This is a genomic window from Streptomyces sp. NPDC005878 (assembly GCF_040629815.1).
GTDB lineage: Bacteria > Actinomycetota > Actinomycetes > Streptomycetales > Streptomycetaceae > Streptomyces.
Window position 1 is genome coordinate 34,427 of the sequence record NZ_JBEXWK010000038.1, and the last position, 14,067, is coordinate 48,493.

The window sequence follows — 14,067 nt, forward strand, 5'->3', positions numbered from 1 at the left end:
AGCGTTGAGAAGCCGTAGAGACCTTCAGACCTCCAGGAGAACTCCGTGAGCGACACCCACACCACCGCCTCGCACGGCCACGGCCCGTTCATCGCGGCCATCGACCAGGGCACCACCTCCTCCCGCTGCATCGTCTTCGACAAGGACGGCCGGATCGTCTCGGTCGACCAGAAGGAGCACGAGCAGATCTTCCCGAAGCCGGGCTGGGTCGAGCACGACGCCGCCGAGATCTGGACCAACGTCCAGGAAGTCGTGGCGGGCGCCATCGACAAGGCGGGCATCACCGCCGCCGACGTCAAGGCGATCGGCATCACCAACCAGCGCGAGACCACGCTGCTGTGGGACAAGAACACCGGCGAGCCCGTGCACAACGCGCTCGTGTGGCAGGACACCCGCACCGACGCGCTCTGCCGCGAGCTCGGCCGCAACGTGGGCCAGGACCGCTTCCGCCGCCAGACCGGCCTGCCGCTCGCCTCGTACTTCGCCGGCCCCAAGGTGCGCTGGCTGCTCGACAACGTCGAGGGCCTGCGCGAGCGCGCCGAGCGCGGCGACATCCTCTTCGGCACCATGGACTCCTGGGTCATCTGGAACCTGACCGGCGGCACCGACGGCGGTGTGCACGTCACGGACGTCACCAACGCCTCGCGCACGCTGCTCATGAACCTCCACGAGATGGCGTGGGACGAGAAGATCCTCGCGTCCATGGACATCCCGGCGGCCGTGCTGCCCGAGATCCGCTCCTCCGCCGAGGTGTACGGCCACGCCAAGGGCGGCGTCCTGGACGGCGTCCCGGTCGCCTCCGCGCTCGGCGACCAGCAGGCGGCCCTGTTCGGCCAGACCTGCTTCTCCGAGGGCGAGGCCAAGTCCACCTACGGCACTGGCACCTTCATGCTGATGAACACCGGTGACAAGCCCGTCAACTCCTACAACGGCCTGCTGACCACCGTCGGCTACCAGATCGGCGAGCAGAAGCCGGTCTACGCCCTGGAGGGCTCCATCGCCGTCACCGGTTCGCTGGTGCAGTGGATGCGCGACCAGATGGGCATGATCAAGACGGCCGCGGAGATCGAGACCCTGGCCTCCTCCGTCGAGGACAACGGCGGCGCCTACTTCGTGCCGGCCTTCTCCGGCCTGTTCGCCCCGTACTGGCGCCCCGACGCCCGCGGTGTGATCGCCGGCCTCACCCGGTACGTCACCAAGGCGCACATCGCGCGCGCCGTCCTCGAGGCGACCGCCTGGCAGACCCGCGAGATCAGCGACGCCATGACCAAGGACTCCGGCGTCGAGCTGACCGCGCTCAAGGTCGACGGCGGCATGACCTCCAACAACCTGCTGATGCAGACCCTCTCGGACTTCCTGGACGCGCCCGTGGTGCGTCCGATGGTCGCCGAGACCACCTGCCTCGGCGCCGCCTACGCCGCCGGCCTCGCCGTCGGCTTCTGGCCGGACACCGACGCGCTGCGCGCCAACTGGCGCCGCGCGGCGGAATGGACCCCTCGCATGGACGCCTCCCAGCGTGACAGCGAGTACAAGAACTGGCTCAAGGCCGTCGAGCGGACCATGGGCTGGATCGAGGACGAGGAGTAGATCGACCATGACCACCACGCAGAGCGTCCCTGCCCTGGGGACGCACCCGGCCTCCGGCTCCACCCAGAGCCGCGCCGAAACTCGGGAGCAGCTTTCCAAGGCGACATACGACCTCCTGGTGATCGGCGGCGGCATCCTGGGCATCTCCACCGCCTGGCACGCCGCGCAGTCCGGGCTGCGGGTGGCCCTGGTGGACGCCGGCGACTTCGCCGGCGCCACCTCCTCGGCCTCCTCCAAGCTCCTGCACGGCGGTCTGCGCTACCTGCAGACCGGCGCCGTGAAGCTGGTGGCCGAGAACCACTTCGAGCGGCGTGCGGTGTCGCGTCAGGTGGCACCGCACCTCGCCAACCCGCTCACCTTCTACCTGCCCGTCTACAAGGGCGGCCCGCACGGCGCGGCCAAGCTCGGCGCCGGTGTCTTCGCCTACTCGGCGCTCTCCGCGTTCGGTGACGGCGTCGGCCACCTGCTCTCGCCCTCCAAGGCCGCGCAGGACGTGCCGGAGCTGCGCACGGACAACCTGAAGGCCGTGGCCGTGTACGGCGACGACCAGATGAACGACGCGCGCATGGCCCTGATGACGGTCCGCGCCGCGGTGGACGCGGGCGCCGCGGTGCTCAACCACGCCGAGGTCACCGGCCTGCGCTTCACCCGGGGCCGGGTCACCGGCGCCGAGCTGCGCGACCGCCTCTCGGGCGACGAGTTCGGCATCGACGCCCGGCTGGTGCTCAACGCGACCGGCCCCTGGGTCGACCACCTGCGCAGGATGGAGAACCCGGACGCGGCCCCCTCCATCCGTCTGTCCAAGGGCGCGCACCTGGTGCTCAAGCGCACCTCCCCCTGGAAGGCCGCGCTCGCGACCCCGATCGACAAGTACCGCATCACCTTCGCGCTGCCGTGGGAGGACATGCTCCTGCTCGGCACCACGGACGAGGAGTTCGAGGGCGACCCGGCGGACGTCGCGGTCACCGAGAAGGACACCGCGCAGATCCTGGACGAGGCCGCGTTCTCCATCCGCGACCAGCAGCTCTCGCGCGATCTGATCACGTACTCCTTCGCCGGTCTGCGGGTCCTGCCGGGCGGTCCCGGCGACACCTCCAAGGCCAAGCGCGAGACGGTCGTCACCGAGGGCCGCGGCGGCATGCTGTCGGTGGCCGGCGGCAAGTGGACGACCTTCCGCCACATCGGCCGTACGGTGATGAAGAAGCTGGAGCAGCTGCCCGGCCGCCCGCTCGGTGATGACTTCGAGCCCATCTCCGAACTGCCCGGCAAGCTGCCGCTGCCCGGGATAGCCAACCCGCGCGCCGTCGCCCACCGCCTGATGGTGGACGGCCCGGCGCCCGGCCCGCGCATGGCGGCCGACACCGCCAAGCACCTCGCCACGCACTACGGCTCGCTCTCCTTCGACATCGCGCGCCTGGCCAACGAGGACGCGGCGCTGGCCGAGCGGATCCACCCGGACGCGCCGGAGATCTGGGCGCAGGTCGTCTACGCGCGCGACCACGAGTGGGCGGAGACGGCCGACGACGTGCTGCGCCGCCGCACCACGCTGACGATCCGGGGCCTGGCCACGGACGAGATCCGCGGCAAGGTCGACGACCTGCTGGGCAAGAAGGACTGACGTACGGTCGCATCCGCTGAGACGGTCGCATCCGCTGAGCGGGGCGGAAGGGGCGGTTCCCACGAGGGAGCCGCCCCTTTCGTCTGCGCTCCCGTGTACCGGCGGGGATCGGGGACGCATAATGGGGGCCGATTCATCGGATGTATGGAGGTCGCCGCATGGCAGTCACCGACGAGGCCATCGAGAAGATCAAGGAAATGATCGTCTCCGGTGCGCTGCGCCCGGGCGACCGGCTGCCCAAGGAGAGCGAACTCGCCGCCGAGCTGGGCCTGTCCAGGAACTCCCTGCGCGAGGCCGTCCGCGCGCTCTCCCTGATCCGCATCCTCGACGTACGCCAGGGCGACGGTACGTATGTGACCAGCCTCGACCCGCAGTTGCTGCTGGAGGCGATGAGCTTCGTCGTGGACTTCCACCGGGACGACACGGTGCTGGAGTTCCTGGCGGTGCGGCGGATCCTGGAGCCGGCGGCCACCGCGATGGCGGCGGCCCGGATCGAGGACGCGGAACTGGACGCGCTGGCGGCCCAGTTGGACGCGCTCGGCCCGCAGCCGTCGGTGGAGGAGCTGGTCGCCTGCGACCTGGAGTTCCACCGGCGGATCGTGCGCGGCGCGGGGAACTCGGTGCTCTGCTCCCTCCTGGACGGCCTCTCGGGCCCCACCACCCGGGCCCGGGTGTGGCGCGGGCTGACCCAGGAGGACGCGGTGGCCCGTACCCTCCACGAGCACCGGGCCATCCTCGCGGCCCTGCGCGACCGGGACGCGGAGGCCGCGAGGTCGTGGGCGACGGTGCACATCGCGAGCGTGGAGCAGTGGCTCAGGTCGACGCTCTGAACCGGGCTCTCAGTCCTGCTTCTCGCCGCTCGCGAACCGTGAGACACCAGCGCCACGATGATGATCGCCCCGTTCAGGAACTGGTTCCACAGCGCCGGAACCCCGCCGAGCGTCATCACGTTGACGACGAGTTGCAGCGTCAGGACCCCCGTGAGCGCCCCGAAGAGCGTGCCGCGCCCGCCTTTCAGGCTGATCCCGCCGTGGTCGGCTCCTCGATCCAGTACGGGGCGTACGGGGCCCGTACGTCGTCGTCGAGGTCGGCGCCGGGCGGCCCAGGACGAAGGGCCGCAGTGCCTCGATGGCGGCGGCGGTCACCTCGTTGCCCCGGCCGATGGTGAACACGAAGCCGTGGCCCTCGGTACGGGCGGGGCCGTCGGTGCGCAGCACCACATAGGCGGCGGAGTAGTCCGGGTCGGGGTTCATCGCGTCGGAGCCCTCGAGCCGCTCCGAGGTGGGGAAGCGGATGTCGTGGACGTCGAACCCGGTGACACTCGGTCTCATGCATGCCCCCAGTGGCTGAGTCCCGACGGAAGAACGCTTGCGACGAACTTCTGCTCGACCATCCGGCCCCGCTCGGTCATCCGATGTATGGGGATGTATAGCGCCGCACGGTCCCCGCAGTCCAGGGGCGCGACGGAGATTTCCGCTCTACAGCTCGGATGAATCGCGGCGGAGGTCGTCCTGTGCCCCGGCTTTCGCGCCTTCATGCGCGGATCACTCCGGTGGGGAGCGGCCCGTGCACGGGGGCTGCGGCGGGGTAGTGCTGAAGCCGTAAGGTTGGGGCGTACGCAAAGAACTTCGGAGGGAGGCACTGGGTGATCGAGCTGGAGGGAGTTCCCGAGCTGGTCGACCCGGTCATGATCGCCGCGTTCGAGGGCTGGAACGACGCGGGCGACTCCGCCTCCTCAGCCGTCGCTCACCTGGAGCGCGAGTGGAAGGGCGAGGTCTTCGCCGCCCTCGACGCCGAGGACTACTACGACTTCCAGGTCAACCGGCCCACGGTGTTCCTGGAGGGCGGCGTCCGCCGGATCACCTGGCCCACCACACGGCTCTCGGTCGTCCGGGTCGGCGGCGACAAGCCGCGCGACCTGGTGCTGGTGCGCGGGATCGAACCGTCCATGCGCTGGCGCTCGTTCTGCAACGAGATCCTCGGCTTCGCGCACGAGCTGGGCGTGGAGATGGTGGTGATCCTGGGCGCGCTGCTCGGGGACACCCCGCACACCCGTCCGGTGCCGGTCAGCGGGGTCACCTCCGACCCCGACCTGGCCCGCACGATGGACCTGGAGGAGACCCGGTACGAGGGTCCGACCGGCATCGTCGGCATCCTCCAGGAGGCCTGCACCCACGCGGGCGTCCCGGCGGTCAGCCTCTGGGCGGCGGTGCCCCACTACGTGTCGCAGCCGCCCAACCCCAAGGCCACCCTCGCCCTCCTCAACCGGCTCGAAGACCTCATCGACCTGCGCATCCCGCTGGGCGAGCTGGCCGAGGACGCCCGCGCGTGGCAGCTCGGGGTGGACCAGCTGGCGGCCGAGGACAGCGAAGTGGCCGAGTACGTCCAGACGCTGGAGGAGGCGCGGGACACCGCGGACCTGCCCGAGGCGTCCGGCGAGGCGATCGCCCGCGAGTTCGAGCGGTATCTGCGCCGCCGCGACGGCGGCCCCGGACCCGGTGGCCCGGTGGCCGGCGGGCACGCGACGGACGGCGGCGAGTCCACGTCGTATCTGCGCGACACCAGCAGCGGCCGCACCCGGCCGCCGAAGCCGCCGCGCGAGGACCCGGACGAGCCGGGCGAGGGCGAGTCGTCGGAGGGCTGAGCGGCCAAGGGGTGAACAACCGGAGCGCGCGGGGCGGTTCCAGGAGCCGCGGGCACGACGAAGGCGCCGGGCGGGGCTGATGCCCCGCCCGGCGCCTTCGTCGGCGGCAGTGGTTACAGCGCTACGCCGAGCAGCGCGTCGACGGCGCGGGAGACCACGCCGGGCGCGCTGTCGTCCGTACCGCCCTCGGTGCGCTGGAGCTCCGCCCACCGGTCCACGGCCCGGAGCGCCTTCGGGGCGTCCAGGTCGTCGGCGAGGGCCTCGCGGATCTCCTCGACCAGCGCGTCCGCGGACGGCCCGTCGGGGCGGGAGACGGCCGCGCGCCAGCGCTCCAGCCGCTCCACGGCGTCCTGGAGGACCTGGTCGGTCCACTCCCAGTCGGCCCGGTAGTGGTGCGAGAGCAGCGAGAGGCGGATCGCCGCCGGGTCGACGCCGTCGCGGCGCAGCTGGGAGACGAAGACCAGGTTGCCCCGGGACTTCGACATCTTCTCGCCGTTCAGGGCGACCATGCCGGCGTGGACGTACGTCTGCGCCATCGGGAACTCGCCGGTGAGCACCTGGGCGTGCGAGGCGCCCATCTCGTGGTGCGGGAAGGCGAGGTCGGAGCCGCCGCCCTGCACGTCGAAGCCCATGCCCAGGTGGTCGAGGGCGATGGCGACGCACTCGATGTGCCAGCCGGGCCGGCCGCGGCCCAGGCTCGCGCCGTCCCAGCTCGGCTCGCCCTCGCGGGCGGCCATCCACAGCATCGGGTCGAGCGGGTTCTTCTTGCCCGGGCGCTCGGGGTCGCCGCCGCGCTCGGCGGAGAGCCGCCGCATGGCCTCGGCGTCGAGGCGGGAGACCTGGCCGAAGTGGGCGTCGCTCTCCACCGAGAAGTAGATGTCGCCGTCGAGTTCGTAGGCGGCGCCCAGGTCCCGCAGCCGCTCGACGAGCGGCACGATGCCGGGTATCGCCTCGACGGCGCCGATGTAGTGCTGGGGGGGAAGCATCCGCAGGGCGGTCATGTCCTCGCGGAAGAGCGCGGTCTCGCGCTCGGCGAGCGCGGTCCAGTCGTGCCCGTCGCGGATCGCCCGCTCAAGCAGCGGATCGTCGACGTCGGTGACGTTCTGGACGTAGTGGACCTGCCGCTTGGTGTCGAGCCACACGCGCTGCACGAGGTCGAACGCGTTGTAGGTCGCCGCGTGACCCATGTGGGTCGCGTCGTACGGCGTGATGCCGCAGACGTAGATACGGGCGACGGGACCGGGGTCGAGGGTGACGAGACCGCCGGTCGCGGTGGAGTGGATCCGGAGGTCGCGGCCCTTGCCGGGCAGGGCGGGGACCTCAGAAGCGGGCCAGGCATACATGTCATGAGCGTAACCGGACGCACGCTCCAGATTCGAACCGGATGGGCGCTCTTGGCCGAATGAGGGGTCTTGCGCGGGCTCACCCGCCGTGCGTGCATCCGGCTTGTCCCGTTACGTACTCCCGCCGGGACTACACCGGCGGCCAGGGGATCGGCGGCCACTCGCCGGACGGGCCGCGGTGCACCCCGTCGGCCAGCAGACCCGCCACCCGGGCCCGCAGGGCGTCGAGCTCGGCGGCGGTGATCAGCTCCGCCAGTCGGGTGGCGAGCGGCTCCCCGGGGGCCAGCGCGGCGGCCAGCCGGGTCAGCGCCGCGATCGCCTCGGCGGTCAGCGGCTCGCCCGCCCAGCCCCACAGCAGGGTGCGCAGCTTGTCGTCGACGTGGAAGGTGACCCCGTGGTCGATGCCGTGGAGCCGGCCGCCCTCGGCGAGCAGCAGATGGCCGCCCTTGCGGTCGCCGTTGTTGATCACCGCGTCCAGGACGGCGAGCCGTCGCAGCCGCTCGTCGTCGGCGTGGACCAGGAGCGCCGTACGGCCCTCCCCCACGTCCGCGAGCCCGATCGCCTTCCAGCCCTCGCCCGGCTCCTCGCCCTCGACGAGTGCGAGCAGGCCGCCCTGGTCGAGAGCCCCGTCGCTCCCGGCGGGCCGTTCGATCCACAGCTGGACCATGCCCTCGCCGTACGGCCCGTCGCGCAGCACGGTCGGCGGCACCAGGTCCCAGCCGAGCGCCGCGCAGACCTCGTAGGCGGCGACCTCGCGCTGGGCGAGGGTGCCGTCGGGGAAGTCCCACAGCGGGCGCTCGCCGGCCACCGGTTTGTAGACGCAGTGGGCTTTCGCCCCCTCGTACGCGACGGAGCAGTAGAGCACCGCGTTGGAGGCCTCGCGGATCCGGCCGCGCACGGTGAGCTCGCCCTTGGCGAGCAGTTCCACCGCCGTCAGGCTCCCCGTCGGTATCCGTTCTGGCGCGGGCATACGTGTCCTTCCGGGTCGAGCGGCAGGCTGCACAGCGGGCACGGCGGGCGGCCCGCGTTGACCACGTCCAGGGCGCGCTTGGCGAACGCGCGGGCCTGGGCGCCGGTGAGGCGTACCCGCAGCATCGGCGGGCCGTTCTCGTCGTCCTGGAGCAGCCGCTCCTCGGCCTCGGCGAGGTCCTCGTCGGAGTCGGCGTCGAGCTCGACCAGGGCCTGCGCCTCGATGACCATGCGCTGCTCCTCGCCGTCCCAGGCGAGCGCCATCGTGCCGACGCGGAACTCCTCCTCCACCGGCGAGTCCAGCGGCGCGGTGTCGGTGACCTCGGCGGGCGCGACGGCCGGTACGGGCGCGTTGCCGCCGGTACGCCGCACGACCTCGTCGAGCAGCTCGTCGATCCGCTCGGCGAGGGCGGCGACCTGGGTCTTCTCCAGGGCAACGCTGGTGGTACGGCTGCCCGCGGACGCCTGGAGGAAGAACGTACGGCGCCCGGGCAGCCCGACCGTACCGGCCACGAAGCGGTCCGGTGGGTCGTAGAAGAACACCTGACGGGACACGTCCTGGTCTCCCTATGTCGGAAGTGAGCGATGAGCGCGGGCCCGGCGGGCGGAGCGCGGTGTTTTCGGCCCGTCCACCCTACTGCGCCCGGCGATCACGGTGCTCCCGCGCCACCCCCTACGACGGCCCGGCCCTCGTCGGCCGGGTCCTGGGCCGCCTCGTGCCGCTCCTTCGGCTCCCTCGGCGCCAGCGAGGCGAGGTCCCCGGTGTCCCCGAGCCGTACCAGGAACGGGCGCAGCCGGGTGTAGCGGATCACGGTCAGGGAACACGGTTCCACCGAGATCCGCTGAAAGAGGTCCAGATGCATTCCGAGGGCGTCCGCGACGACCGACTTGATGATGTCCCCGTGCGAACACATGAGGAACACGGCGTCCGGCCCGTGCTCGGCCTCCACGCGCGCGTTCCACTCGCGCACCGCCTCGACGGCCCGGCCCTGCATGGCGGCCATCGACTCGCCGCCGGGGAAGGCCGCGGCCGAGGGGTGCTGCTGCACCACCTCCATCAGCGGGTCCTCCATCAGCTCGGCGAGCTTGCGGCCCGACCAGTCGCCGTAGTCGCACTCGCTGACGCGCTCGTCGGTGTGGAGCGCGAGCCCGGGCCGCGCGTCGAGGAGCGGGCGCAGGGTCTCGCGGCAGCGCTCCAGCGGGCTGGAGACGGCGGCGGCGAGCGGCAGTCCGGCGAGCCGGGCGGGCAGCGCGGCGGCCTGGGCGGCTCCGCGCTCGTCCAGCAGCACACCGGGCGTGCGCCCGGCCAGCACGCCCGAGGTGTTGGCGGTGGAGCGTCCGTGACGTACGAGGATCAGCGTGGCCATGTCCGCCAGCGTAGGCCGAGCGGCGCGCGGGGGTGCGGGCGGTACGGCTTCGCGGAAGAATGCGCGCCGTGATCGTCGACTGCGCCATCTACCGGGACGGCCGCCGCACCGAGGGCCCGCCGGACTACTCCGACGCCCTGGACAAGGCCCGCTCGGCCGGGGACGGGTTCGTGTGGCTGGGCATGTACGAGCCCACCGAGGAGGAGTTCGAGCTGGTCAGCAATGAGTTCGGGCTGCACGCGCTGGCGGTCGAGGACGCGCTGACGGCTCATCAGCGGCCCAAGCTGGAGGTGTACGACGACTCGCTGTTCGCGGTCCTGAAGCCGGTGACGTACGAGGCGGAGACCGACACCGTGAGCACCGGGGAGCTGATGCTGTTCATCGGCGACTCGTTCGTGGTGACCGTCCGGCACGGCGAGGGCTCGCCGCTGCACGATGTGCGCATGCGCCTGGAGGCCGAGCCCGAACTGCTGCGGCACGGCCCGAGCAGCGTGCTGTACGCGGTGAGCGACGCCATCGTGGACCACTACATGGAAGTGGCCGCCGAGCTCCAGACGGACCTGGAGGAGCTGGAGGCGGAGGTCTTCGCACCGGTCGGCCGCGAGAGCAGGGGCCGCGCCCAGAGCAGCGGCACGGTCGCCTCCCGGATCTACACCTTCAAGCGGCAGGTCCTGGAGTTCCGCCGGGCGACGGGGCCGCTGGCGGAGCCCATGCAGCGGCTCGCCGGGGCCGGGGTGCCGTTCGTGGACGACCAGGCACGGCCGTTCTTCCGCGACGTCAGCGACCACCTCACACGCGCCAACGAGGGCGTGGACAGCCTGGACCGGCTGCTTTCCGACATCCTCTCCGCCCACCTCGCGCAGATGGGCGTGCGGCAGAACGACGACATGCGCAAGATCTCCGCCTGGGCGGCGATGGCCGCGGTGCCGACGATGGTCGCGGGGATCTACGGCATGAACTTCGAGCACATGCCCGAACTCGGCTATGTGTGGGCCTATCCGGCGGTCCTGGTGCTGATGGTGCTGCTGGAAGTGGCGCTGTACCGGACGTTCAAGCACCGCGGCTGGCTCTAGGGCGTGTCGCGGGGGCAGGCGGGACTTTCGCGACACGCCCCGGGGCCCCGGAGCCCGCCGGTCAGGCGAACTCGGGCGCCGGGACCGCCGGTCCGCCCAGCGCGTCACGGCGCTCGGGCATGGTCAGCGAGACCATCCGCCGCCAGCCGCCGGCCCGTTCCCAGGCGTACACCACGTGGACGCCCGCCGCCAGCACCGCGGACTTGGCCCTCGGCCAGCCGAGGACGCGGCCCATGTGCCCGATCACGGCGAGGCTGACGTCCCGGTAGATCCGGATCTCGGCGAGCGCGCACTCGCGCAGCACCCGCTGGATGGTGCGGCCGTGCCCCGCGCGGGCGAGGCGCAGCAGCTCCTCGTGGCAGTACGCGAGGTGGTTGTCCTCGTCGTCACTGATCATCCGGATCGCCCGGCCGATCTCGGGGTGGTCCCCGAAGTACCGCACCAGCATGGCCATCTGGTCGGCGGCCCGCTGCTCGGTGACGCGGCTGTGCGCCAGGTACGTGACGATGTCCCGCTCGGTGAGCGGCCGCTCGGCGCGCAGCCGCTCATGGGCGAGACCGATGCCGTGGCGCTCCAGGAGCATCGTGTAGTCCGTCCCGGCCGGTACCGGGACCGGGGTGAGGCCGCGCTTGTTCAGCAGGGCCCGGAAGATCCGCCCGTGCTTGTCCTCGTCGGCGCCGTGCCGGGCGACTTTCGGGGCGAGGTGGGCGAGCTCCGGCGGGACCAGGGCGGAGATGCGGCCGTTCTCCCAGCCGCCCTGGCTCTCGCCGCTGGCCGCGATCGAGCAGAAGAGCCGGAACGACTCGTCGTGGTCGAGGATCTCCTGGAACAGGCTCTTGGCCGAAAGCATCGCCGTACCTCCGCATGACTGCCGCACAGACATCTGCAAAGAACCAGTCAAGGGCTCAGGACATAACGGGGCAACAGGGGTGCTTCCCCACTGGGCCGAACGAAGGAACGCGCCGGGGCGCCGCTGCCCGTAACCGACCCGGCGCCCGGCGCGTTGTTGAGGGTGACGGCCGTGGCGGGGAAGACCCCCCGAGCCCCCACCACGGCCGCAGACTTCCCTCGCCTTCCCGGCTACGCCAGACCGGCGTGCTCCAGCGCCTCCACGCCCGCGCGCAGGGCCGCGACGCGCTCGTCGAGCGTGAAGCCGGCCGGGGCGAGGGTGAGGGTGGTGACCCCGGCGGCGGCGTAGGCCCGCATCCGGTCGGCGATGCGCTCCACCGAGCCGAGCAGGGTGGTGGAGTCGATGAGCTGGTGCGGGATGGCCGCGGCGGCGCCCGCCTTGTCCCCGGAGAGGTACTTCTCCTGAATCTCGGCGGCCTCCTTCTCGTACCCCATGCGCTGCGCGAGCTGGTTGTAGAAGTTCTGCTTGCGGCTGCCCATCCCGCCCACGTAGAGCGCGGTGTACGGGCGGAACATGTCGGCCAGCGCGCCGACGTCGCCGTCCGCGCCGAGCGCCAGCGGCAGCGTGGGGCAGACGTCGAAGCCCTCCAGCGTCCTGCCCGCCTTCTCGCGGCCCGCCCGGAGGTGGCGGATCGCGGTCTCCTCCAGATGGTCGGCGGAGGGGAAGATCAGCAGCGCGCCGTCGGCGATCTCGCCGGTCTGCTCCAGGTTCTTGGGGCCGATCGCGGCGATGTAGAGCGGGATGTGCTCGCGCTCGGGGTGGACGGTGAGCTTGAGCGCCTTGCCGGGGCCGCCGGGCAGCGGAAGCGTCCAGTGCTCGCCCTCGTAGCTGAGCCTCTCACGGGTCATCGCCCGGCGGACGATCTCCACGTACTCCCGGGTGCGGGCGAGCGGCTTGTCGAACTTGACGCCGTACCAGCCCTCGGAGACCTGCGGGCCCGAGACACCGAGGCCCAGGCGGAACCGGCCGCCGGAGAGCGAGTCGAGGGTGGCGGCGGTCATCGCCGTCATCGTGGGCTGGCGGGCCGGGATCTGGAGGATCGCGGAGCCGACGTCGATGCGCTCGGTCCGGGCGGCGACCCAGGCCAGGACGGTGGGCGCGTCCGAGCCGTAGGCCTCGGCGGCCCAGCAGACGTCGTAGCCGAGCCGGTCGGCCTCCTGGGCGACGGCGAGATTGTCGCCGTCCATTCCGGCGCCCCAGTAACCGAGGTTGATCCCGAGCCGCATGACGGTCCCCTTACTGATCAGTAACGTCCCTGTTCGGGGGGACTCTAGCGCGCGGGCGGGCGCCGGGGCAGGGCTCCAGGAGCCGAGTTGTCCACAGGCCCCCACCGGCCACGCCCGTGGCCAGTAACCTCAGCGCCCATGGAGCTAAGGCACCTGGGCCGTACGGGCCTGCGCGTATCCCGGATCGGGCTCGGCACCCTCACCTGGGGGCGGGACACCGACGAGCACGACGCCGCCGGTCTGCTGAAGGCGTTCTGGGAGGCCGGCGGCACCCTCGTCGACACGGCGGACGTGTACGGGGGCGGGGACGCCGAGTACCTGCTGGGGCGCCTGGTGGAGCGGCTGGTTCCGCGCCGCGACCTGGTCATCGCCACCAAGGCGGGCAGCGTGCCCGACCCCGACCGGCGCTTCGACGGCTCGCGCGGCCATCTGCTCGCCGCGCTCGACGAGTCGCTGGAACGTCTCGGCACGGACTACGTCGACATCTGGCAGGTGCACGCCTTCGACCCGGCGACCCCGCTCGACGAGACGCTCCAGGCCCTGGACATCGCGGTCTCCAGCGGCCGGGTGCGGTACGCGGGCGTGTCCAACTTCTGCGGCTGGCAGCTCGCCAAGGCCGCCACCTGGCAGCTGGGCGCGCCGGGCGTGCGGACCCGGCTGGCGAGTACGCAGATGGAGTACTCGCTGCTCCAGCGCGGGGTGGAGCGCGAGGTGCTGCCCGCGGCGCTCGACCTCGGGATCGGGCTGCTGCCGTCCTCGCCGTTGGGGCGCGGGGTGCTGACGGGCAAGTACCGCAACGGCACCCCGGCGGACTCCCGGGGGGCCTCCCAGGCGCTGGCCCCCTTCGTCGCGCCCTATCTGGACGAGGCGGCCGGCCGGATCGTGGACGCGGTGGCGATAGCCGCGGACGGCCTCGCGGCGACGCCGCTCCAGGTCGCCCTCGCCTGGGTGCGGGACCGGCCCGGGGTGACCGCGCCGATCGTGGGCGCGCGCAACGCGCAGCAGCTCACGGCGGCTTTGTCAGTGGAGGCGCTTAGTCTTCCAGACGAGATCTGCCGGGCGCTGGACGATGTGTCGGCGCCCGTGCACCGCTATCCCGACCAGGACTGGAGCACCTTGTGACCGCGCTTCCCCCGGGGACGGCCCCCGGAACCCCGGCCGAGGGCGCCCTCGGCGCCGACAACGGCGGGGCCCCTGCGGCCGAGGCCACCGACACGCCCGAAGGCGTGGGGGAGGCCACGCAGGACCTGCCTCCTGCCGCCCCGGAGCAGCCGGGCGAGCCGGGCCGGCCGGGCCGGCACACCGGGGAGGACGGGGACGCCGGGCCCGA

12 protein-coding genes and 2 pseudogenes are annotated in these 14,067 nt (G+C 72.2%); 6 read left to right on the forward strand and 8 right to left on the reverse strand.

The genetic code is table 11. The annotated features are described in order from the left end of the window. The first annotated feature begins 45 nt into the window (after positions 1–45). From glpK to ABZ404_RS35225, 3 genes are all read left to right on the forward strand, one after another. Positions 46–1,587 carry a glycerol kinase GlpK gene (glpK, locus tag ABZ404_RS35215; RefSeq protein ID WP_358832846.1) on the forward strand — a complete coding sequence of 514 codons (1,542 nt, stop codon included), beginning with the start codon at positions 46–48 and terminating at the stop codon, positions 1,585–1,587. Positions 1,588–1,594: 7 nt separating this feature from the next. Beyond that, the gene (locus ABZ404_RS35220; protein ID WP_358832847.1) at positions 1,595–3,205 is read left to right on the forward strand and encodes a glycerol-3-phosphate dehydrogenase/oxidase; all 1,611 of its coding nucleotides are present in this window, start codon (positions 1,595–1,597) and stop codon (positions 3,203–3,205) included. Positions 3,206–3,363: 158 nt separating this feature from the next. Next, a complete protein-coding gene (locus tag ABZ404_RS35225; RefSeq protein WP_358832848.1) occupies positions 3,364–4,035 on the forward strand; it encodes a FadR/GntR family transcriptional regulator in 672 nt (223 codons plus the stop codon). 9 nt (positions 4,036–4,044) lie between these two features. On the opposite strand, the pseudogene ABZ404_RS35230 reads toward ABZ404_RS35225, so the two are convergent. Then, positions 4,045–4,235, reverse strand: a pseudogene (locus ABZ404_RS35230) (ABC transporter permease); the annotation flags it as partial. 58 nt (positions 4,236–4,293) lie between these two features. Then, positions 4,294–4,536 (reverse strand): annotated as a pseudogene (locus ABZ404_RS35235) (fuconate dehydratase); the annotation flags it as partial. A 314-nt stretch (positions 4,537–4,850) separates the two neighbouring features. Between ABZ404_RS35235 and ABZ404_RS35240 the strand changes: the two are divergent. Continuing rightward, positions 4,851–5,849, forward strand: coding sequence for a PAC2 family protein (locus ABZ404_RS35240; RefSeq protein WP_358832849.1), 999 nt, complete (start codon positions 4,851–4,853; stop codon positions 5,847–5,849). A 113-nt stretch (positions 5,850–5,962) separates the two neighbouring features. Here ABZ404_RS35240 and mshC read toward each other — a convergent pair whose 3' ends face one another. From mshC to ABZ404_RS35260, 4 genes are all read right to left on the reverse strand, one after another. After that, the gene (gene mshC, locus ABZ404_RS35245; protein WP_358834915.1) at positions 5,963–7,192 is read right to left on the reverse strand and encodes a cysteine--1-D-myo-inosityl 2-amino-2-deoxy-alpha-D-glucopyranoside ligase; all 1,230 of its coding nucleotides are present in this window, start codon (positions 7,190–7,192) and stop codon (positions 5,963–5,965) included. Positions 7,193–7,322: 130 nt separating this feature from the next. Further along, positions 7,323–8,162, reverse strand: a complete 840-nt coding sequence (locus tag ABZ404_RS35250; RefSeq protein WP_358834914.1) for an SCO1664 family protein — start codon at positions 8,160–8,162, stop codon at positions 7,323–7,325. Next, a complete protein-coding gene (locus ABZ404_RS35255; protein WP_358834913.1) occupies positions 8,126–8,716 on the reverse strand; it encodes a DUF3090 domain-containing protein in 591 nt (196 codons plus the stop codon). Before ABZ404_RS35255 ends, ABZ404_RS35250 begins: the two co-directional genes overlap by 37 nt. A 95-nt stretch (positions 8,717–8,811) precedes the next feature. Continuing rightward, a complete protein-coding gene (locus tag ABZ404_RS35260) occupies positions 8,812–9,528 on the reverse strand; it encodes a histidine phosphatase family protein (RefSeq protein ID WP_358834912.1) in 717 nt (238 codons plus the stop codon). 59 nt (positions 9,529–9,587) lie between these two features. Here ABZ404_RS35260 and ABZ404_RS35265 point away from each other — a divergent pair, with 59 nt between their 5' ends. Continuing rightward, positions 9,588–10,601, forward strand: coding sequence for a magnesium and cobalt transport protein CorA (locus tag ABZ404_RS35265; protein ID WP_358834911.1), 1,014 nt, complete (start codon positions 9,588–9,590; stop codon positions 10,599–10,601). A 61-nt stretch (positions 10,602–10,662) separates the two neighbouring features. Here the strand turns inward: ABZ404_RS35265 and ABZ404_RS35270 are convergent, their stop codons facing one another. Both ABZ404_RS35270 and ABZ404_RS35275 read right to left on the reverse strand, forming a co-directional pair. Beyond that, complete coding sequence (locus tag ABZ404_RS35270; protein ID WP_358834910.1) at positions 10,663–11,451, reverse strand: ferritin-like domain-containing protein; 789 nt, start codon at positions 11,449–11,451, stop codon at positions 10,663–10,665. 230 nt (positions 11,452–11,681) lie between these two features. Further along, on the reverse strand, positions 11,682–12,737 hold the full coding sequence (locus ABZ404_RS35275) for an LLM class F420-dependent oxidoreductase (protein WP_358834909.1): 1,056 nt from the start codon (positions 12,735–12,737) through the stop codon (positions 11,682–11,684). A 138-nt stretch (positions 12,738–12,875) separates the two neighbouring features. On the opposite strand from ABZ404_RS35275, the gene ABZ404_RS35280 reads away from it, so the two are divergent. Beyond that, a complete protein-coding gene (locus tag ABZ404_RS35280; protein ID WP_358834908.1) occupies positions 12,876–13,859 on the forward strand; it encodes an aldo/keto reductase in 984 nt (327 codons plus the stop codon). Positions 13,860–14,067: the final 208 nt, after the last annotated feature.